Raw genomic sequence first — 17861 nt, 5'->3', positions numbered from 1 at the left:
CAGAACTCAGGACGGGACAGGCGGGCACTCCAGGACCTCGATCGAGTTCCCCGGCATCAGAGCGATATGGGGATGGTCGCTGAAGAGCCGCGCCGCGTCTTCATGCGTCTCGGCCTCCACGATCGCGTATCCGGTCTTCGAGTCGGTGAAGTCCTCGACGCCTCGGGCCGTCACCAGCTTCTTGCGGAAGAGCGGCGCCCCGGGATCGATCAGGGCGTGCTCGTTCTTCTGAGCCCACACCGCCCACGCGTTCATGAACTCACTCTGCTGCTGCTCGGTGAACTTCGCCTTGTCGGCGTCGTCGGCCGCGCCGTTCAGGACAGCGAGAAACTTACCCATGGCCGGAGGGTAGCCCACGAACCAAGCGGAGGGAGGCCGTACCGAGGGGCGGGGTCAGCGGACGCCGCGGGGCCTGAACTGGATGCTGATGCGCGGCCCCGCGGGCCGGGCCGTCTTGGGGATCGCGTGTTCCCACGTGCGCTGGCAGCTTCCGCCCATGACGATCAGGTCGCCGTGCCCGAGGTCGTGCCGGATCGACGGGCCGCCGCCGCGCGGACGCAGCAGGAGCGGACGCGGGCTGCCCACCGAGACGATCGCGACCATGGTGTCCTCGCTGCTGCCCCGGCCGATGGTGTCGCCGTGCCAGGCCACGCTGTCGCGGCCGTCGCGGTAGAAGCACAGGCCCGCCGTGCGGAAGGGCTCGCCCAGTTCCTCGCCGTAGTGGTCGTCGAGCGCCGCCCTGGCCTCGTCGAGGACGGGGTCGGGCAGCGCCTCCCCCTCGTCGTAGAACTTCAGCAGGCGCGGGACGTCGAGGACCCGGTCGTACATGCGGCGGCGCTCCGCGCGCCAGGGCACCGTCTCGGCCAGCCGCCCGAACAGCGTGTCGGCCCCGGCCAGCCAGCCCGGCCGCAGGTCGATCCAGGCCCCGTGGTCGAGGTACGTCCTGCGGACCGTGGCGCCCAGCCGCCCGACGCCGAGCTCCTCGTCGAGACCCAGCAGAGATGCTTGGAACGCGGCTTTCATGAGGCCGAGTCTACGTCATCTCTCAAACACATTTTCGACTGGGAGCGTGAGGGTGCCCGGCCTGTGCGGTACGCAGTCCGTACAGGCCGGGCAGGCCGCCGCCGGCGGGCGCGAGACCCGCGCGGGACGGTCGCCCAAGGTCCTTCCCGCCCGAACCAGCACCTAACGCTCATCCTGTAACGTCTTGCCAGTGTTATCCCGTTACATTGCCGGCGTGGTGGCGGCACGGACCGGCGACGAGATGTCCGGGCCCGCCCTCCTGGTCGCCGGGCTCGCCGCCACCGGCTCGCCGCTGCTCGGAGCGTCGCTGCTGGCCGGGCTGACCATCTCGGCGGCCGTCGGCGGGCCTCTGCTCGGCGTGCTGCTGGACCGCGCCCGCCGTCCGGGCCGGTTGCTCGCGTGGTGCCTGCTCGGGTACGCGACCGGCCTGCTGCTGGTGGCGGCCGGTGTCGGCCGGGTTCCCGGGACGGCCCTGGTCGCGCTGGCCATGGTGACCGGGCTGGCGGGCCCCGCGCTGACAGGCGGCTGGACGGGACAGCTCCCCCTGGTCTCCGGCCCCGACCGGCAACGGCTGGCCCGGGCCACCGCGCTCGACGCCATGACGTACAACGTGGCCGGCCTGGCCGGTCCGGCGGCGGTGGGCGTGGTGGCGGCCATGGCCGGCGGGACGACGGCGGTGCTCGTCTCCGTCGCCCTCCTCCTGTCCGCCCTCCCCACGGCCTGGGCCCTCCCCACCCGCGACGACCGCGCCCACGACCGCCCCGCCCACGACGGGCCCGTCTGTGAGGGTCCCACCCGCGAGCGGCGGCGCGCCGGGCTCCTCGCCTCCACGGCGCGGGCCGGCAGGGAGGTCGTGGGTGAGGTGGTGGCCGGGGTCAGGGTGGTTCTCGGGAACCGGGTGTTGTGGCGGGCCACCGCCGGGTCGATGATCTCCTGCGCCGGGACGGGCATGTTCGTGGTGTCGGCGCCGGTGCTGGGCCTGGAGCTCTCGGGTGACAGTGGCCGCGGGACGCTGCTGCTGGCCGTCACGGCGGCGGCCGGCCTGGCCGCGAACGGCCTCCTGGCCTGGCGAGGCGGCTCCCGGAGGCGGAAGGCGACCCCGCCGTGGGACGCGACCCTGGTGTGGGCCACTGCCCTGGTCGGCGCGGGCATGGCAGTCGCGGCCGTCGCGGGACTGGTGGGGATGTCCGTCGTGGAGCCCTCCGTGGAGGGGCCGTCGGGGATCGGGGCGGCCGTGGCGGGGTGTACTGGGTGGCGGTGGCCGGGGCGGGGTTGGTGGGGGTGGGCGAGGGGCCGCAGTTGACGGCGCTGTTCGCGGTGCGGCAGCGGGAGGCGCCCGCCGGGCTGCGGAGTCAGGTGTTCACGACCGGCGCCAGCCTCAAGATCACGTCGTTCGCCGTCGGCTCGGCGCTGGCCGGGCCGTTGAGCGCCCACTCGGCCGCCGCGGCCCTGCTGGCCGGCGCGGTGACGCAGCTCGTGGCCGTCTGCGTCCTCGCCCACCGCCGCGCACGGCGGGCGTCAGCGGAAAGCCGCTGACGGAGGCACGCGGGAACGCCATCAGGCGGCATCGGGAGCCAGGGACGTCAGGGGGTGGTGGGGAGGCGGGAGCGGTGGGCGGCGACGCGGGCGCGGGTGGCGCAGCGGGTGCCGCAGTAGCGGCGTGGACTGCCGCCGCCCAGGTCCAGGTACGGCCGCCCGCACCCCGCCGCCGCGCACAACCCGCCCGGGACGCGCTGATGATCGGCGAGCAGCACCGCCAGGGCCATCGCCGAGGAGGCCAGGAACCACTCGGCCCACGGCGCGTCGTCGCCGCTGTCGACGTGGACATGCCACGACGTCGTGCCCGCGTGGCTGGTCAGCCGGGGCGGCCGGGCCGACTCCGACAGCAGCCGGTTGAGCAGGTCCGCCGCCTCCCCGGCGTCGCGGGCCCCGAGCACGTCGCGCAGCCGGGCCGCCACCGCGCGCATCGCGGCCACGTCGGAGTCGCCGAGGCGCAGGTCGCCGTGCTCGCCGTGGCGGCGCAGGACGTGGGTCACCGAGGCGGCCGTCGGCTGTCCGTGCAGCAGCTCCGTGCACAGCTCGACGGCTCTGACGGCCATCGCCCTGGTCGAGTGAACCTCCACGCGGCAAGCGTATCCACGGCGGGGCTCCCCCTGCCCGCGCCGTGGACCGCGATCCCGGGTCAGCCGCCGCAGGCGGCGAAGACGAAGGTGTCCTTGAGCACGGTGTACCGGTCCCTGACCCGTACGGCGCCCGTCCCGGTGTCGATCTGCACGATCGTCATCCTGGACGACCCGGACACCAGGTGCAGCGTGACCTGCGTGTCGCCGGTCCAGTCGATCATGCTGAGGTCGCCGGCCGGCAGCTTGATCTTCTTGCGTCCGGTGACCTCGTCGGTGGCCAGGTCGTAGGTGAGCAGTTCGGTCTTCTTCCCGCGGATCACGACGGCCGCCGTGTGCCCGTCGCCGGCCAGCGCCTGCGGGCCGTTGGCGGCCACGACCTGCGGCGGCGTGGCGCGGACGAGCTGCTCGCCCGTCTCGTCGCGGACGACCAGGTCGGTGACGGAGTCGTCGGAGTCGATCGTGGACAGCACCTCGTCGCCGTCACCGCTGAAGCCCAGGACGGTCTCGTCCGCGGGCACGGTGCCGAGCAGGGCGCCGGTGGCCGTGTCGAAGATCCTGGCGTCGGCGGGCTTCTCGCTCCCGATCACGACGGCCAGCCGCGCGCCGTCGTCGGACAGCTGCAGCGTCACCTCGTTCTGGGCGACCCGCGGCAGCGCGTCCTTGGGCAGCAGGGTGACGCCGCCGCCGAGGACGCGTACGGCCAGCCGCCCGGCCTTGGTGAAGTACGCCACGCGCTGCCCGTCGCCGCTGACCGCGATCGGCGCCGGCGAGTCGACGACGGACCGTCGCCGGGCGTCGAGCGCGACGACCTGGGCGTCGGGCAGCGTCATGCGCCCGCCGTCGTGCATGACGAGCCGCCACTGCCCGCAGGGCCTGGAGGCGCCGTCCTTGCCGGGGCAGCCCTTGACGGAGGCGTACCGGATGCTGTCGTGACCGTGGTGCGGCGCCGCCTGGGCGGCGGCCGGCACGGCGGCGAGGGTGAGCAGGGCCGCGGTCAGCAATGGGACGATTCTCATGGTGATCATTCCCCTGGGAACACGATGGTGTGGGAGTCGGGGCCCACCTTGTAGGTGTCCGTACGGCGGGCCTGGCCGGAAGCGGGGTCGACGGTGAGCACCCGTACCACCGTCGACTTCGTGGTGCTGCTGTCGTAGGAGTAGACGACGAGCGTGCCGTCAGGCGCCCAGCGGGCGTGGTCGGGCGGGGTGTCGCTGGTCAGGGGGAGGTTCACGCCGTCGGAGAGCCGCGCGGTCTCCAGGTCGTAGGTGCGCGTCCTGGGCGGGGTCCCGCGGCCGGGGTCGCCGGAGCTGAACGCGGCGACGGTATGCCCGTCGGAGGACAGCGCGAGGGCGACGGCGTTGGCGACGAACTGCGGGGCCGCGCTCCTGAGCGTGCGGCCGTCGAGCCCGTGGGAGTAGAGCCATTTGGTGCCGTCGCTCAGGTCGCGGGTGGCCAGCACCTCGTCCCCGTCGCCGCTGAAGCCGGCCGGGTCGCCCTTGACGGTCAGGCGGGTGATCCGGCCGGTGGCCAGGGTGAGCACCTTGACGTGTCCCTTGCCGCCGGCGAGGACCCGGTCGCCCGCCGGGGACAGGAACAGCGCGCCGTCCTCGCCGCCGGGCCGGAAGGAGCTGGGCAGCTCCCTGACCGGGCCGCCGGCCGCCGCCCGTACGACGAGGCGGTGGTCGCGGGCCCGCTGGTAGACGATCGTCCGGCCGTCGCCGCTGAGGGCGAACAGCGAGGTCGCGCGGCCCTTGGCGCGGGCGGCGGAGTCGCTCACGGTGACCTTGCGGCCGTCCCGTAAGAGCAGGTGCCAGGGGCCGCACGGGGACGTCCCCTCGACGGGGAGTTCGCAGGTGGTGACCCAGGCCGCGCGAGCCTGCGGCGGCCCGGTGTGCGCGGATGCGGCGGCCGGAAGCCCGAGCCCGCCGACGACCGCCGGCGCGAGGAGCGCGACGGCCGCTGAGGATTGCCTCATGAGTGGTGATCCTTTCGCTCACCTGGTTAGACCCATGGGCACGGTGGCGAGTTGGTCACATGTAGGCCACGCTTCAGGGCAGCGGACGGCGCCCCGCGAAGCCCAGATCCGTACGGTGGTACCAGGCGAGCTCGGGCTCCCCCTCGATCCAGCACAGCCGCACCGACGCCCCGCCGAGCACCGAGGGGAAGGCGATCAGCAGCGGCGCGATGCCCTTGACCTCGATCCCCTGTTCGCTCCAGCCGGTCAGCGTCTCCTGGATGCGCGCCTCGATGGCCTTGATCTCGGGCAGCCCGCCGAGCTGCGACCCGCCGGCGGCCTCCCGGTCGAAGGCGATCTCGGCCAGGTCGGCGCGGCCCGCGACGATCTCCCGCGCCTCGGCGATGATGCCGGGCAGCAGGGCACGCGCCTCGTCCAGGGTGAAGATCCGGTCCATGCGGAAAACGCTACCCGTTCGGCTGGTAGGCGTGGATGAGAAGCCGCTCGGCCTCGTCGAAGTAGTCATCGAGGCAGGCCGCCGCCTCCTCGGTGCGGCCGGCCTCCAGCAGGGCGAGCAGCTCGCGGTTGCGGCCGATGAACGGCTCGTGGAAGGCGCGCGGGTTGTCCATCACGTGGAAGACCAGGCGCAGCTCGGCCAGGAGCTGCCGCATGGCCTCGTCGAGGCGCGGGCTGCCGTGCAGGCCGACGAGGGCCTGGTGGAAGCGGATGTTGGCGGTGCCGACGCCCTGCCAGTCGCCCTGGGCGGCGGCCCGTTCGGCGTCGCGCACGGCCTCCCCGATGAGCGTGAGCGCCTGCCGTGACGCCGCGCGCCGGACGGCGGCCCCTTCGAGCACCCGCCGCATCGTGTAGAGGTCGGAGACGTCCTCCACGGACGGGAGCCGGACGAAGACGCCCCTGTTGAGCCGGTGGTCGAGCAGGCGTTCGTGGCCGAGCAGGCGGAACGCCTCGCGCAGCGTGTTGCGGGAGACGCCGAGCCCTTCGGAGATGGCCTCCTCCGACAGCCGCTCACCCGGTGGGAAGGCGCCTTCGATGATGTTGTCGCGGAGGATGTCGGCCACGCGCTCGGCCGTGCTGCTGCGGCTCAGTCTCGACCGGTGCCGGGCGAGGTCCGCGACCACGTCTTCCACGTTCGCCAGGGAATCATGGAGCAAACCTCTTGTCGAATTGTTCAACAATCCTTACGTTGAAACTATCCCCTCGACCATCTGGGAGCCTTCGATGTCAAGCTCCGCGCACCAGACCCGCCGGGTGATCCTCGCCGCTCTCATCGGCACGTCCCTGGAGTGGTACGACTTCTTCCTCTACACCACCGCCGCGACGCTGGTCTTCGGCAAGCTGTTCTTCCCGACGCTCGACCCGCTCAACGCGACGCTGGCGGCCCTGACGACCAACGCCGTCGCGTTCGTCGCCCGGCCGCTCGGCGGCGTGGTGTTCGGCCACTTCGGCGACCGGGCGGGCCGCAAGACCGTGCTGGTGGTGACGCTGCTGCTGATGGGCCTCTCGACGTTCCTCATCGGCGTGCTTCCCGGCTACGCGAGCGTGGGGGTGGCCGCGCCGGTCCTGCTGGCCGTGCTCCGCTTCGTCCAGGGCTTCGGGCTCGGCGGCGAGTGGGGCGGCGCGGTGATCATGTCGCTGGAGCACGGCGACAGCAGGCGGCGCGGCTTCAACGCGAGCTGGCCGCAGGTCGGCGTCCCGGCCGGGTACGTGCTGGCCACCGGCCTGCTCGCGATCCTGTCCTTCAGCCTGTCGGACGCGGCCTTCCAGGCGTGGGGATGGCGGGTGCCGTTCCTGCTGTCGGGCGTGCTGGTGTTCGTCGGGCTGTGGGTGCGGACGCGGATCACCGAGTCGCCGCTGTTCTCCCGCGTCGAGAGGCACGGCGGCACGGCCAGGATGCCGCTGGTGGAGGTGGTGCGCACGCATCCGCGGGCCCTGCTGTCGGCCTTCACCGCGCGCATCGGCGTGGACGTGGCGTTCTACACCTTCACCGCGTACATCATCGTCTACCTCACCGGGCAGCTGAAGGTGGAGCGGTCGGTGGCGCTGTACGCGGTGCTGATCGGCTCGGCGCTGCAGCTCGGGCTGATCCCGCTGTTCGGCGCGCTGTCGGACCGGCTGGGCCGGCGGCCGGTCTACTTCGCGGGCGTGCTGGCGGCGGCCGTGTGGGTGTTCGCGTTCTTCCCGCTGCTGGACACGAAGTCGTTCCCGCTGATCGTGCTGGCGGCGGTGGTCGCGCTGGTCGCCCACGCCGCCATGTACGGCCCGCAGGCCGCCTTCATCGCCGAGCTGTTCAGCACCCGGCTGCGCTACAGCGGCGCCTCCATGGGCTACCAGGTGGCCGGGATCGTCGGCGGCGCGCTGGCCCCGCTCATCGCGCTCAAGCTCTTCGACGTGTACGGCACCACCCTCGCCGTGTCCCTGTACGTGGTTGTCGCGCTGGCCGTCACCGCCGTAGGTTTGGCCATCGCCCCGGAAACCCGCGACCTGGACCTCGCCGCCGGCGAGAGCGGCACCGCCAGGAGGCTGCCCGGCCAGGTGGGCCCCTTCGCCTGAGGCGGAGGGAGGCGGGAACGCCGCGAAGGCGTGGGCGGCGGCTGCCACCGCCGCCCACGCGGGCCGTTCAGACGAGCTGCTCAGACGAGCTGCTCAGACGGCGGTCTCGGGCTCGGTCACCCGGCGGCGCCTGCGCCAGTCGCCCTTGAACGCCGCCATCGAGGCCAGGAACACGACCTGCCCGGCCAGCGCCACGGTGAGCCAGGTGCCCCAGCCGCCCGCGGCCACCACCATGGGCGAGACGACCAGCAGCACCACGATCATGACGCGGACGACCATGCCCCAGATGCCCAGCGCCGAGCCCTGCAGGCGCGACTCGACGTCCTCGGCGTTCTCGGAGAAGTTGGCCATCCACGGGACGTACGCGACGCCCATGAACAGGAAGAGCAGCGCGAAGACGGCGGTGACGTGTCCCGGGGAGACGCCGGGGCCGACCAGGCCGATGAAGTAGGCCAGGGTGAGCACGGTCAGCGCGGTGCCGGCGGCCGTGAACGGCTTGCGCAGCCGCAGCCGGTCGGAGACCCGTCCGACGACCACGACGGCGACCGCGTTGAGCACGATGCCGAGCGCCACGACCCGGTTGGCCCCCGCCGGCTCCAGGCCGAACGCCTCCACCAGGATGGTCTGACCGAAGATCGCGAAGGTCCAGTAGAGCACCTGCCAGCCGGTGTTGCCCAGGACGTGGGCCCACAGGTGGGGATGCCTGAACAGCTCGCGCACCCGTCCCGCGTCGACCTTCTCCTCGACGGCGACGGCCTCCTCGGCGTCGAGCACCTGGGCCCGCAGCGCCGCCGACGGCTCGGCGATCTTCCAGACGATGACCACGCACATGGCCAGCGACACGACGCCCATGATGATCGCCTGCGACTGCCAGGCGTTGTCGAACAGCGGCAGCGTGAACCCGGCGATGAACGAGGCCAGGAAGGAGGCCCCCACCGGCCCCCACGTCCAGAACGCGAACGCCTGGGCCCGGCCGAGACGCGGGGAGAAGTCGCGGACGAGGGAGGCGGTGATGGTGATGCCCGCGCCCTCGATGAACAACATCAGGCAGCGCACCCAGAACAGGCCCGCCACGGTGTCCACGGTGGCCAGCAGGAAGTTGCAGGCGGCCGTGACGGTGAGGGTGGGCACCAGGAGCGTGACGCGTCCCCACCGGTCGGACAGGATGCCTCCGACGCCGGCCGACAGGCCGCCGATCAGGACCGATCCCGCGGCGAGCAGGCCATAGACCGTGAGCGACATGCCCAGGTCCTTCATCAGCAGCGGCAGGATCGTGGCGAGCGTGGTCTCGAAGTTGGCCACCAGGCTCGCCAGCACGGCTATCGCCAGCAGGAAGATCCGCCGGCGACCGACCGGGTACACGCTCAGCTCGCGGACATAGAACGGCTTCATTCCCATCCTCCGGGGACGGTGTGTGACGGTCGCTCTAGAACGCGTTTCTAGTTGCCTCAGAGTTTCCCCTTTTCAAGGTGTTCGTCAACGGCGACGGCGGTCACGATGTGATCTCGATCACACCCCTTCCCCGTTGTGCCGGATTCGCTGCCGATTCGCAGAACAACCTCCCCCGAATAGGCATAAAATGCGCGCCTGTGAGCCTGCCTGTACGTGAACGTTCCCCCCGGCCCGGCGGCGGCCGGCACCGTCGCCCCGTGCCCACGTCCCTGCCGCCGGACGCGCCCATGCTCGTGCTGGCCACCCCCGGCGGCACCGGCGGCGTGGCCGAAGAGATCGCGGCCGTGGTGCGGGTCGACAACCCGCAGATCGAGGTGCGGCTGACCGCCGTCGCCGACCTGGCAGACTCGCTGCCCTCGGGCCGTGACGCCGTCGTGGTGCCCCTGCTCACCTGGGACGACCCGGTCGTCATGGCCGAGATCGGCAAGGCCATCGCGGCCAGCGGCTCCGGCGCGGTCGCCACCGAGGCGCTCGGTCCCCACCCGCTGCTCGCCGAGGCCCTGCACATCAGGCTGGCCGAGCGCGGCCTGGCCAGGGCCGACCGCGTCCGCCTGCTCAACGTCTCCAGCCCCGTCGACGCCGTCATCCTCGGCACGGTGGGCGGCGAGCGCGCGGTGCACGCCGTCCAGGCCACGGCCGTGCTGCTGGCCTCCAGGCTCACGCTGCCGGTCGTCGCCGCCTCGCTCGACAGCGCGCCCGGCGTGGACGTCGCCGCCCAGCGCCTGCGCGCCGCCGGGGCCGAACGGCTGGCCATCGCGCCCTGCCTGATCGGCCACGAGGCCCCCGCGGAGATCGTGGAGCGCGCCGCCACCGCCGTCGAGGCCGGTCACGCCGAGCCGCTCGGCGCCCACAGCGCCGTCGCCGAACTTGTCGCGCGGGCTTACGGCAGTCAGCTCGCGACTTGACACCCTTGTAAAGATCACTACAGTCGCGTTACCTTCTGCGCATGCGGCGCGTGATGGTCATCGGCGAGCGAATCGGACTCCGTGACGTCACCGACGCCGACGTCGTCCCGCTGCACTCCGTGTACGGCGATCCGGCGGCCACGCAGTACATGCCGTTCGCGCCGCGCAGTGTGCAGGAGGTCGCCGCCCTGGTCGGCCAGGCCGTCGAGGCGGCCGCCGCCGACCCGCGCCACCTCTACGTGCTGGCCGTGGTCGACGCCGACCGCCGGCACGTGCTCGGCGTGGCCCGCCTGAAGATCGACCCCGACCTCCCCCACAGCGCCGAGATCGGCTTCGGCCTCCATCCCGACCAGTGGGGCCGCGGCATCGGCACCGACCTCGTACGGCTGTTGCTATCGTTCGGCTTCAAGCAGCTCGGGCTGCACCGCGTCTGGGGCGCCAGGTCTCCCGCCAACCTGCCCGCCCAGCTCGCCATGCTGACCGCCGGCATGGTCGAGGAGGGGCTGATCCGGCACCACGTGCACACCCCGCACGGCTGGCGCGACTCCATCGTGCACGCGGCGCTCCAGGACGAGTGGACCGAGCGGTAGACGGCGAGTGGCGAAGAGCGGAATTGTCGGTGGCACGTCCTACGATGAGCCTCCTCACGGAGGGATAGCCGCATGCCTGACTCGCTGATCGTGCCCCTGTTCGTCACCACCGACCTCCCGCCGCACGCGGACTTGGCCGAGTTCGGTGAGCTGCTGGCCCGCACGGCGCGGGTGCTCGGCCCCGACGGCTACGAGGCGTCCCTGTCCGGCAAGGTGTTCTGGCTCGACCGGCCCGTGCTGCCTGGGCAGCAGCCCGTCGCCGACGACGAGCTGCGCTTCGCCGGGATGCTCGGCCACCTCGCCGTGTCCGTCCCCGCCGGGCCCGGCCGCGACGTCCGGGAGGTCGTGCGTGACGTGCGGCGGGCGGTCGGCGCGGCGGTGACCGAGCGCTACGGCGACGTGGGCGCGGCGCCCGCCGTGTTCGCGATCCGCGACCGTGACGTGCGCGAGCGCACCCCCGACTCGGCCCTGGTGGTCGCCACCCTGCCCGCCGCCGAGCTGGTCGGCGCGGCCCGGTGAGGAGACCCCGCCGAGGGGGTAGTGCAGAGGCATGCTCTTTGGTCAAGAACACGTGCAGCGCTATCAGGCGACCGACGGCGCGGAGGGGCACGACTGGAACAACACCACCGTCCTCCTCCTCACCACCAAGGGCCGCAACTCCGGCAGGTCGTACACCACGCCGCTGATCTACCAGCGGTTCGGGGACGACTTCCTCGTGGTCGCCTCCAAGGGCGGCGATCCCGACCATCCGCAGTGGTACAAGAACCTGCTGGCCCATCCCGACGTCGAGGTGCAGGTCAAGGGCGACCGGTTCAAGGCCCGCGCCCGCACCGCGTCCGAGGAGGAGAAGCCGGAGATGTGGCGGACGATGACCCGCACCTGGCCCCAGTACGACGAATACCAGGAGAAGACCGACCGCCAGATCCCGGTGGTCGTGCTCCAGCGCGCCACGTAGGCGTCAGGCGGTCACCAGGGCCTCGTCGGCCTCGGGAAGCCAGGAGTCCGGCGGGCGGCGCAGCCAGTGGTGGGCCCGTCCCAGCTCGGCCACGGCGGCCAGGAGCGCGGCGAGGCCCGGGTGACGCAACCCCTGGGGATGCACCAGGTTCACCAGGCCGAACGGCACGGGCTCGGCCAGCGGCCTGGTCACCGCGCCCGGTATCCCGCCGATCCCCACGCTGGCCAGCACCGGCTCGCGATGCCGCCTCAGGTAGTGCCCCATCTCCGCGGCACCGACGGGCGCGGCGTGCGGCCGGGCCAGCCGCAGCCCGAACGCCTCGGCCAGCCGTTCCCCCAGGTCGCTCCACTCCCGCGTGCCGGCGTTCCCGGCCATGACATCCAGAGGGAAGCCCGCCAGCAGGCCGAGCGGCACGGCGTCCGGCACGGCCAGCGGATGGTCCTCCGGCACGAGCACGGCCAGGCGGTGCAGGCGCACCGGGACCTGCGACAACCGGCCGCGCAGGTCGGCGGGCAGCCCGGCGAACCGCCCGAACGACACGTCGAGCCGCCCGTCCAGCATCGCCGCCGCGCCCGCGGCGAGCCCGCCGTGGAAGCGGGCCAGCATCTCGACGCCGGGAGCCAGTTCTCTCGCTCTGACCAGCGGCTCGGGCAGGTCGGGGCCTTGCATGGTGACGTCCACGAGCAGGGGGCGGTCGGCGCCGAGGACGTCGGCGACCACCTCGTCGTGCAGTGCCAGCAGCCGCCGCGCCCCGGGCAGCAGCCGGACGCCCGCGGGGGTCAGCTCGACCCGGCGCGTGGACCGGACGAACAGCGGCGTCCCGAGCCGGGTCTCCAGGGTGCGCACGTCGCGGCTGAGCGCCTGCTGGGCGAGGAAGAGGCGGGCGGCGGCCCGCCCGAAGTGCAGCTCCTCGGCCACGGCGACGAAGACGCGCAGCAGCCGGGGGTGCAGATCCACGACGCCACATTAACCACAGAAACGCGTCAATCACGAAATTTCCGGTGTTGGACCGGGGGTGAGCGTCGCCACGACGCTGAGGAGCATGATCCCCCACCTGCTGACCCGCCTGACCGGCCCCACCGGCTTGACGCGTCTGCTCCGCCTGACCGGCTTGGCCCGTCTGGGCCGCCTTGGGCCGCCTCCTTCGGTGCAGGTGCGTGTTCTGTTCGGGCTGCCACGGCCGCCGGGGGCGTGCCGCTGCCTGCTCGACCTGCCGCACGACCCGTCCGCCCATCCCCGGGCGGGCATGGAACGCGGGGGCCCGTCCCGTTCGTTGGCCAGGCATGGCTGACATCCCCTACGACCGTAAAGAGCAGCTGAAGCAGATCGAGAGCGGCCTCCTCCCCGGCGAGCAGATCATCGCCGTCTACGACGCGATCGGCGCGGGCACCGGGTTCCTGGGGCTCACGGACCGGCGGGTGATCGTCCAGGACAAGTCGTTCGTGGGCAAGCGCATCGCGATCACCAGCATCCCGTACGGCAAGATCTCGGCGGTGAGCGTCGTGAGCAACAAGTCCCTGGCCGGCGGGTTCTTCTCCTCGGGCGCCATCGCCATCCACGTGGGCACGCACACCTACGAGGTGGACTTCCGGGGCGACAACAAGGCCCACCACGTGCACAACGTCATCCTCCACTACATTTCGCAGACCTGATCGGCGTCAGGCGCGGTCTCCTGGGCAGGGTGAGCGTAATCTGCCGGTGATCGCGAAGGGGGCGAGGTGGGGCGTTCCGTACGTGCCCGTGCGGCCGGCGCCGGCATGCTGGTGGCGCTCTCGGCCTGCGCCGCGCCTGCTGGGCGAGACGTCGCGTCCGCTCCGCCGGCGAGCCCCACGGTCCCGGCGCGCTGCTCCGAGCCCGGCGGCGACGACCTGCGGGCCGAGCCCGTACGGTCGCCGTGGCGGGCGATCCCGGCCGGCGAGGGGCACGGCACGCTCGACCGGCTCGCCGTCTCCGCCGACGGGGCGGTGTGGGCGGTGCGTTCCGTCCAGCGGGAGACGTCCGCCGGGATAGAGACGACGCCCGGCGGGCTCAGCCGATGGGACGGCGCCCGCTGGCGGACGTACGCGCTGCCGTCCGGGATGACGGTCGCCGCCGTCGGAGCGGTCTCCGGCGAGCGGGCGTGGGCCTTCGGGACCGGCGAGGACGAGCGTCCCGGCCTGGTCGCCGGCGTCGCGGACGGCGCCGTGAGCGCCCCCACGGCGCCCGAGGAGGCCGCCTCCGCCATCGGTCTGCACGGCACCGCCGCGAGCGGCCCGTGGGCGGTGTCCGGGCACGACGCGCTGCGCTGGGACGGCTCGGCCTGGCGCGCGTACCGGCTGCCCGCCCCGGCGCGGGCCCTCGGCGGCGAGGGCGCGGACATGTGGACGGTGGGCGAGACCGCCCGCGACCCCGCCGCCCGCTGGAACGGCGCCGCGTGGCAGGCGGTGCAGCTGCCCGCGTTGACCGCGCCCCGGGGCGCGGCGTCCGCCCGGACGGGGCTCGGCGACGTCGCGGTGCTCGGCCCGGACGACGTGTGGGTGGTCGGCGGGATGTCCTGGTTCCCGCCCGGCGAGTACGACGCGCAGGGCGAACCCCTGGAACGCCGGCGCCCGCTGGCGCTGCACTGGGACGGCTCGGCCTGGCGGTGCCTCTGGGGCCCGGAGGGCGCGGCCTTCACCGAGGCCGAGCCCGACGGCCGGGCGGGCCTGTGGGCGCTCGACTCGACCCGCTCCCGGCTGCACCACTACACGACCGGCCGCTGGACGACGACGAGCGTGCCTGGCACGGTCACCGCCCTGGCCCGCCGCCCCGGCACGGCCGAGGTGTACGCGGCGGGCTGGACCGGCCCCGAGGGCGCCCTGACCAGCCCCGCCCTCTGGCTCACCCGCTGACCCGGCCCCGGGGCCCGCGCTCAGGGGCGCCGCAGCGAGGCGCAGAAGTCGAGGGTGCGGGCTCAGGGGCGTCGCAGCGAAGTGTAGAGGTCGAGGGTGCGCCGGGCGATGCGCTCCCAGGAGAAGTGCTCGACGGCCCTGACCCGGCCCGCACGGCCCATCGCGGCCGCCCGCGCCGGGTCGGCCAGCAGCTCGTTGACCCGCTTCGCCAGATCGGCGGCGAACGCCTCGGGGTCGTGCGGGGTGCCGTCGGGGCCCTGGTCGATCGGCACCAGCAGGCCCGTCTCGCCGTCGGCGACGACCTCGGGGATGCCGCCGGTCGCCGTGGCCACCACCGGCGTCTCGCAGGCCATCGCCTCCAGGTTGACGATGCCCATGGGCTCGTAGACCGAGGGGCAGACGAAGACCGAGGCGTGCGTGAGGAGCTGGATGACCTCGGGCTTGGGCAGCATCTCCGAGATCCAGAAGACGCCGTCGCGGTCGAGGCCGCGCACCAGCCCGGTCACCTCGGCGGCGATCTCCGGCGTGTCCGGCGCCCCCGCGCACAGGACGAGCTGGGCGGCCGGGTCGAAGGAGCGGGCGGCGTGCAGGAGGTGCACCAGGCCCTTCTGGCGGGTGATGCGGCCGACGAAGATCACGTAGGGCCGGCCGGGGTCGACGCCGTGCTTCTTCAGCACGTCGAGGCCGGGGTCGGGGGCGTACTCGGCGGTGTCGATGCCATTGTGGATGACGGTGACCTTGCCGGGCGGGATCTCGGGGTAGGCGGCCAGCACGTCGCGCCGCATGCCCTCGGAGACCGCGATCACCGCGTCGGCCGCGGCCAGGGCGGTGCGCTCGGCCCAGGACGAGACCGTGTAGCCGCCGCCGAGCTGCTCGGCCTTCCACGGGCGCAGCGGCTCCAGGCTGTGGGTGGTGACGACGTGCGGCACGCCGTGGAGCATCTTGGCGACATGCCCGGCGAAGTTGGCGTACCAGGTATGGGAGTGGACGACGTCCGCGCCCTCGCAGGCGGCGGCCATCTCCAGGTCGACGCCGAGCACCTGGAGGGCGGCGTTGGCCCGCTCCAGGCCGCCGGGCACCCGGTAGGCCGACACGCCGGGCTCCTCGCGATCGGCCCCGAAGCAGCGCACCCGGACGTCGGCCAGCTCGCGCAGCTCCCTGGCCAGGTACTCCATGTGCACCCCGGCGCCGCCGTAGACCTCCGGCGGGTACTCCCTGCTGAGCAGATCAACACGCATGCCCACGACCTTACGACGAGCCGGGCCCGGCGCCCCCTACCGAGCCGCGAGTTTCGCGGTGACCATCAACTCCGGCGCCGCACTTGTGAACCGGCGCAAGGCATAGGGAACACATCGATACAGCCCAATGTCGGTAAGTCCGGCCCGTGCTCTAGGCGGATAAGTCAGGACACGGGAGCACAGCACAGTGTGGGCTTTCGTCGATAGATCGGCCATTTACGGGTAGCGTCCTGGACATGAGGTCCCGAAGGGTGCTTGCGGTCGTGCTGGCAGGTGGAGAGGGCAAGAGGCTCATGCCGCTCACGGCGGATCGGGCCAAACCGGCGGTGCCGTTCGGGGGGATGTATCGGCTGATCGACTTCGTGCTGTCGAACCTCGCGAACGGCGGCTTCCTGAAGATCGTGGTGTTGACCCAGTACAAGAACCACAGCCTGGACAGGCACGTCTCCCGTACCTGGCGGCTGTCGGCGATGCTGGGCAACTACGTGACCCCCGTCCCCGCCCAGCAGCGGCTCGGGCCGCGCTGGTTCTCCGGCTCCGCGGACGCGCTGTTCCAGAACCTGAACCTGATCTACGACGAGATGCCGGAGCACGTGATCGTGTTCGGCGCCGACCACATCTACCGCATGGATCCGCGGCAGATGGTCGAGCAGCACGAGGACTCGGGCGCGGACGTGACGGTGGCGGCGATCCGCCAGCCGCTGTCGCTGGCCGACCAGTTCGGCGTGATCGAGACCGATCCCGAGGGCCGCCGCATCGTGGCCTTCAGGGAGAAGCCGAAGGATGCCGTGGGCCTGGCCGACTCCCCCGACGAGGTCTACGCCTCGATGGGCAACTACGTCTTCAAGACCCAGGCCATGATCGACGCGCTGCGCGAGGACGCGCTCGACCCGACCAGCAAGCACGACCTGGGCGGCAACATCATCCCGATGCTGGTCAAGTCCGGCGGCGCGGACGTCTACGACTTCAAGAACAACATCGTCCCCGGCTCCAGCGAGCGCGACCGCGGCTACTGGCGCGACGTCGGGACTCTCGACGCCTACTACGAGGCCCACATGGACCTCATCTCCGCCCACCCGATCTTCAACCTGTACAACGACAAGTGGCCGATCTTCACCGGGCACGACCCGCTGCCCCCGGCCAAGTTCGTGCACAACGACGGCGACCGGGTGGGCCGGGCGATCGACTCGCTGGTCTCCCCCGGCGTGATCGTCTCGGGCGGCATGGCGATGCGCTCGATCCTGTCGCCGAAGGTCGTGCTCCACTCGCACTCGCTGGTGGAGGACTCCGTGCTGATGGAGAACGTCAAGGTCGGCCGGGGCGCGATCGTGCGCAAGGCGATCATCGACAAGAACGTGGTGATCCCCGACGGCGCGCGCATCGGCTTCGACCTCGACTACGACCGCACCCGCTTCGCGCTGACCCGCGGCGGGGTCGTGGTCATCGGCAAGAACGAGATCGTCGACCGTTAGGGCCGGGGCGGCCGGTCCGCGAACGCGCTCGGGGCCGGCCGGGCAGCCCGTCGGCCGGAGAACGCCGCGCGGCGGCGAGCGGGCGCGATCCCCTCATGGAAGGCGCGGCCACGACGGCGCCGCTCAGCCGGCGCCGGCGGGGGTGCGGGGCGGCCGTCACCGGCCGCCGGCAACGCGTGATCCCGGGCCACGCGCGGCGCGGCCCGGGATCGGATGACGCGATCTCAGAGGCCGACGCCCATGCCGACGCCCATGCCGTAGGCCCACCCGCCGGGCCAGTAGCCGCGGCCCGGCCAGAAGCCCCAGTTGTCGCCGTCGTGGGGACGCCCGTAGTCCCTGCGGTGCTCGCAGGCCTCGGCGTCACGGTGTCCGGCGAACACGCCCCATGGCGTGATGCGCAGCGCGGTGGAGTCGTCGTCGGTGCTCAGGTCGCACCTCTCCGAGTGGCCGTAGCCGCTGGCACTGGCCGTCCCCGCCATACCGAACAGCGCGGCGACAGCGAAGCCGCCCGCCACGATGAGCTTGGCTTTCATGAATCCCCCTGGATCACGAAGTGACATCGTTGATCACTGTACGTAATCGCCTTCGTACCGCCGTGTAACGCCACGCCAGGAAGCGACTCACCGCTTTCCGGTGCTTCCGGCCGATGTCCCGCCTTCTCCTGGCACTCCGGAAGCCCGCCGCGTCCCGGCACGCCGCAGGAGGCCG

General features: G+C 72.6%; 22 protein-coding genes. 11 read left to right on the top strand and 11 right to left on the bottom strand.

Annotation, left to right across the window (positions count from 1 at the left end):
• Nucleotides 1–6 precede the first annotated feature (6 nt).
• Both ACWCSU_RS09670 and ACWCSU_RS09665 read right to left on the bottom strand, forming a co-directional pair.
• On the bottom strand, nucleotides 7–339 hold the full coding sequence (locus ACWCSU_RS09670; protein WP_357706675.1) for a YciI family protein: 333 nt from the start codon (nucleotides 337–339) through the stop codon (nucleotides 7–9).
• Between the two features lie 54 nt (nucleotides 340–393).
• Nucleotides 394–1023, bottom strand: coding sequence for an alpha-ketoglutarate-dependent dioxygenase AlkB (locus ACWCSU_RS09665; protein WP_357706677.1), 630 nt, complete (start codon nucleotides 1021–1023; stop codon nucleotides 394–396).
• A 214-nt stretch (nucleotides 1024–1237) separates the two neighbouring features.
• Between ACWCSU_RS09665 and ACWCSU_RS09660 the strand changes: the two genes are divergently transcribed.
• The gene (locus tag ACWCSU_RS09660) at nucleotides 1238–2326 is read left to right on the top strand and encodes an MFS transporter (protein ID WP_449934693.1); all 1089 of its coding nucleotides are present in this window, start codon (nucleotides 1238–1240) and stop codon (nucleotides 2324–2326) included.
• Nucleotides 2323–2559 carry a hypothetical protein gene (locus ACWCSU_RS09655; protein ID WP_449934692.1) on the top strand — a complete coding sequence of 79 codons (237 nt, stop codon included), beginning with the start codon at nucleotides 2323–2325 and terminating at the stop codon, nucleotides 2557–2559. Before ACWCSU_RS09660 ends, ACWCSU_RS09655 begins: the two co-directional genes overlap by 4 nt.
• A gap of 47 nt (nucleotides 2560–2606) precedes the next feature.
• Here the strand turns inward: ACWCSU_RS09655 and ACWCSU_RS09650 are convergent, their stop codons facing one another.
• From ACWCSU_RS09650 to ACWCSU_RS09630, 5 genes are all read right to left on the bottom strand, one after another.
• A complete protein-coding gene (locus tag ACWCSU_RS09650) occupies nucleotides 2607–3146 on the bottom strand; it encodes a CGNR zinc finger domain-containing protein (RefSeq protein ID WP_357706681.1) in 540 nt (179 codons plus the stop codon).
• A gap of 59 nt (nucleotides 3147–3205) precedes the next feature.
• Nucleotides 3206–4162, bottom strand: coding sequence for a hypothetical protein (locus ACWCSU_RS09645; RefSeq protein WP_357706682.1), 957 nt, complete (start codon nucleotides 4160–4162; stop codon nucleotides 3206–3208).
• Between the two features lie 5 nt (nucleotides 4163–4167).
• A complete protein-coding gene (locus tag ACWCSU_RS09640; protein WP_449934691.1) occupies nucleotides 4168–5121 on the bottom strand; it encodes a TolB family protein in 954 nt (317 codons plus the stop codon).
• A 73-nt stretch (nucleotides 5122–5194) separates the two neighbouring features.
• Entirely contained in the window at nucleotides 5195–5557 is a 363-nt protein-coding gene (locus tag ACWCSU_RS09635; protein ID WP_449934690.1) for a DUF2203 family protein, read from the bottom strand.
• 10 nt (nucleotides 5558–5567) lie between these two features.
• Complete coding sequence (locus ACWCSU_RS09630) at nucleotides 5568–6257, bottom strand: GntR family transcriptional regulator (protein ID WP_397037338.1); 690 nt, start codon at nucleotides 6255–6257, stop codon at nucleotides 5568–5570.
• Between the two features lie 82 nt (nucleotides 6258–6339).
• Between ACWCSU_RS09630 and ACWCSU_RS09625 the strand changes: the two genes are divergently transcribed.
• Entirely contained in the window at nucleotides 6340–7671 is a 1332-nt protein-coding gene (locus ACWCSU_RS09625) for an MFS transporter (protein WP_449934689.1), read from the top strand.
• A gap of 93 nt (nucleotides 7672–7764) precedes the next feature.
• Here ACWCSU_RS09625 and ACWCSU_RS09620 read toward each other — a convergent pair whose 3' ends face one another.
• Nucleotides 7765–9063, bottom strand: a complete 1299-nt coding sequence (locus tag ACWCSU_RS09620; RefSeq protein ID WP_449934688.1) for an MFS transporter — start codon at nucleotides 9061–9063, stop codon at nucleotides 7765–7767.
• Nucleotides 9064–9320: 257 nt separating this feature from the next.
• Here ACWCSU_RS09620 and ACWCSU_RS09615 point away from each other — a divergent pair, with 257 nt between their 5' ends.
• From ACWCSU_RS09615 to ACWCSU_RS09600, 4 genes are all read left to right on the top strand, one after another.
• The gene (locus ACWCSU_RS09615; protein WP_357706689.1) at nucleotides 9321–10028 is read left to right on the top strand and encodes a sirohydrochlorin chelatase; all 708 of its coding nucleotides are present in this window, start codon (nucleotides 9321–9323) and stop codon (nucleotides 10026–10028) included.
• 41 nt (nucleotides 10029–10069) lie between these two features.
• On the top strand, nucleotides 10070–10618 hold the full coding sequence (locus tag ACWCSU_RS09610) for a GNAT family N-acetyltransferase (protein WP_357706690.1): 549 nt from the start codon (nucleotides 10070–10072) through the stop codon (nucleotides 10616–10618).
• Between the two features lie 72 nt (nucleotides 10619–10690).
• Nucleotides 10691–11137, top strand: coding sequence for a hypothetical protein (locus ACWCSU_RS09605; RefSeq protein ID WP_449934687.1), 447 nt, complete (start codon nucleotides 10691–10693; stop codon nucleotides 11135–11137).
• Between the two features lie 31 nt (nucleotides 11138–11168).
• Nucleotides 11169–11573: a nitroreductase family deazaflavin-dependent oxidoreductase gene (locus tag ACWCSU_RS09600; RefSeq protein ID WP_357706693.1), complete on the top strand. Its 405-nt coding sequence runs from the start codon at nucleotides 11169–11171 to the stop codon at nucleotides 11571–11573.
• 3 nt (nucleotides 11574–11576) lie between these two features.
• Here the strand turns inward: ACWCSU_RS09600 and ACWCSU_RS09595 are convergent, their stop codons facing one another.
• Nucleotides 11577–12530 carry a LysR family transcriptional regulator gene (locus ACWCSU_RS09595; RefSeq protein ID WP_449934686.1) on the bottom strand — a complete coding sequence of 318 codons (954 nt, stop codon included), beginning with the start codon at nucleotides 12528–12530 and terminating at the stop codon, nucleotides 11577–11579.
• An 85-nt stretch (nucleotides 12531–12615) separates the two neighbouring features.
• Here ACWCSU_RS09595 and ACWCSU_RS09590 point away from each other — a divergent pair, with 85 nt between their 5' ends.
• The 3 genes from ACWCSU_RS09590 (at nucleotide 12616) to ACWCSU_RS09580 (ending at nucleotide 14443) form a co-directional block, all read left to right on the top strand.
• Nucleotides 12616–12864 (top strand): hypothetical protein, encoded by a 249-nt coding sequence (locus tag ACWCSU_RS09590; RefSeq protein ID WP_449934685.1) that lies wholly within the window; start codon nucleotides 12616–12618, stop codon nucleotides 12862–12864.
• Nucleotides 12857–13225, top strand: a complete 369-nt coding sequence (locus ACWCSU_RS09585; RefSeq protein WP_357706696.1) for a PH domain-containing protein — start codon at nucleotides 12857–12859, stop codon at nucleotides 13223–13225. Before ACWCSU_RS09590 ends, ACWCSU_RS09585 begins: the two co-directional genes overlap by 8 nt.
• A gap of 66 nt (nucleotides 13226–13291) precedes the next feature.
• Nucleotides 13292–14443, top strand: a complete 1152-nt coding sequence (locus ACWCSU_RS09580; RefSeq protein ID WP_449934684.1) for a hypothetical protein — start codon at nucleotides 13292–13294, stop codon at nucleotides 14441–14443.
• Nucleotides 14444–14505: 62 nt separating this feature from the next.
• On the opposite strand, the gene glgA is transcribed toward ACWCSU_RS09580, so the two are convergent.
• Entirely contained in the window at nucleotides 14506–15681 is a 1176-nt protein-coding gene (gene glgA, locus ACWCSU_RS09575) for a glycogen synthase (RefSeq protein WP_449934683.1), read from the bottom strand.
• Between the two features lie 236 nt (nucleotides 15682–15917).
• Between glgA and glgC the strand changes: the two genes are divergently transcribed.
• Nucleotides 15918–17153 (top strand): glucose-1-phosphate adenylyltransferase, encoded by a 1236-nt coding sequence (gene glgC / locus ACWCSU_RS09570; RefSeq protein ID WP_352329862.1) that lies wholly within the window; start codon nucleotides 15918–15920, stop codon nucleotides 17151–17153.
• Nucleotides 17154–17377: 224 nt separating this feature from the next.
• Here glgC and ACWCSU_RS09565 read toward each other — a convergent pair whose 3' ends face one another.
• On the bottom strand, nucleotides 17378–17686 hold the full coding sequence (locus ACWCSU_RS09565; RefSeq protein WP_357706700.1) for a hypothetical protein: 309 nt from the start codon (nucleotides 17684–17686) through the stop codon (nucleotides 17378–17380).
• Nucleotides 17687–17861: the final 175 nt, after the last annotated feature.

The sequence above is a fragment of the Nonomuraea sp. NPDC001699 genome (genome assembly GCF_053596455.1).
Note: the sequence above shows the minus strand (reverse complement) of the source record. Positions and strands in the feature narration are given on the sequence as shown.

Coding starts and splice junctions, on each gene's coding strand:
- ACWCSU_RS09610 (WP_357706690.1), top strand. CDS start 10,070: ATGCGGCGCGTGATGGTCATCGGCGAGCGAATCGGACTCCGTGACGTC.
- ACWCSU_RS09565 (WP_357706700.1), bottom strand. CDS start 17,686: ATGAAAGCCAAGCTCATCGTGGCGGGCGGCTTCGCTGTCGCCGCGCTG.
- ACWCSU_RS09670 (WP_357706675.1), bottom strand. CDS start 339: ATGGGTAAGTTTCTCGCTGTCCTGAACGGCGCGGCCGACGACGCCGAC.
- ACWCSU_RS09645 (WP_357706682.1), bottom strand. CDS start 4,162: ATGAGAATCGTCCCATTGCTGACCGCGGCCCTGCTCACCCTCGCCGCC.
- ACWCSU_RS09590 (WP_449934685.1), top strand. CDS start 12,616: ATGATCCCCCACCTGCTGACCCGCCTGACCGGCCCCACCGGCTTGACG.
- glgA (WP_449934683.1), bottom strand. CDS start 15,681: ATGCGTGTTGATCTGCTCAGCAGGGAGTACCCGCCGGAGGTCTACGGC.
- ACWCSU_RS09635 (WP_449934690.1), bottom strand. CDS start 5,557: ATGGACCGGATCTTCACCCTGGACGAGGCGCGTGCCCTGCTGCCCGGC.
- glgC (WP_352329862.1), top strand. CDS start 15,918: ATGAGGTCCCGAAGGGTGCTTGCGGTCGTGCTGGCAGGTGGAGAGGGC.
- ACWCSU_RS09605 (WP_449934687.1), top strand. CDS start 10,691: ATGCCTGACTCGCTGATCGTGCCCCTGTTCGTCACCACCGACCTCCCG.
- ACWCSU_RS09620 (WP_449934688.1), bottom strand. CDS start 9,063: ATGAAGCCGTTCTATGTCCGCGAGCTGAGCGTGTACCCGGTCGGTCGC.
- ACWCSU_RS09585 (WP_357706696.1), top strand. CDS start 12,857: ATGGCTGACATCCCCTACGACCGTAAAGAGCAGCTGAAGCAGATCGAG.
- ACWCSU_RS09665 (WP_357706677.1), bottom strand. CDS start 1,023: ATGAAAGCCGCGTTCCAAGCATCTCTGCTGGGTCTCGACGAGGAGCTC.
- ACWCSU_RS09625 (WP_449934689.1), top strand. CDS start 6,340: ATGTCAAGCTCCGCGCACCAGACCCGCCGGGTGATCCTCGCCGCTCTC.
- ACWCSU_RS09640 (WP_449934691.1), bottom strand. CDS start 5,121: ATGAGGCAATCCTCAGCGGCCGTCGCGCTCCTCGCGCCGGCGGTCGTC.
- ACWCSU_RS09600 (WP_357706693.1), top strand. CDS start 11,169: ATGCTCTTTGGTCAAGAACACGTGCAGCGCTATCAGGCGACCGACGGC.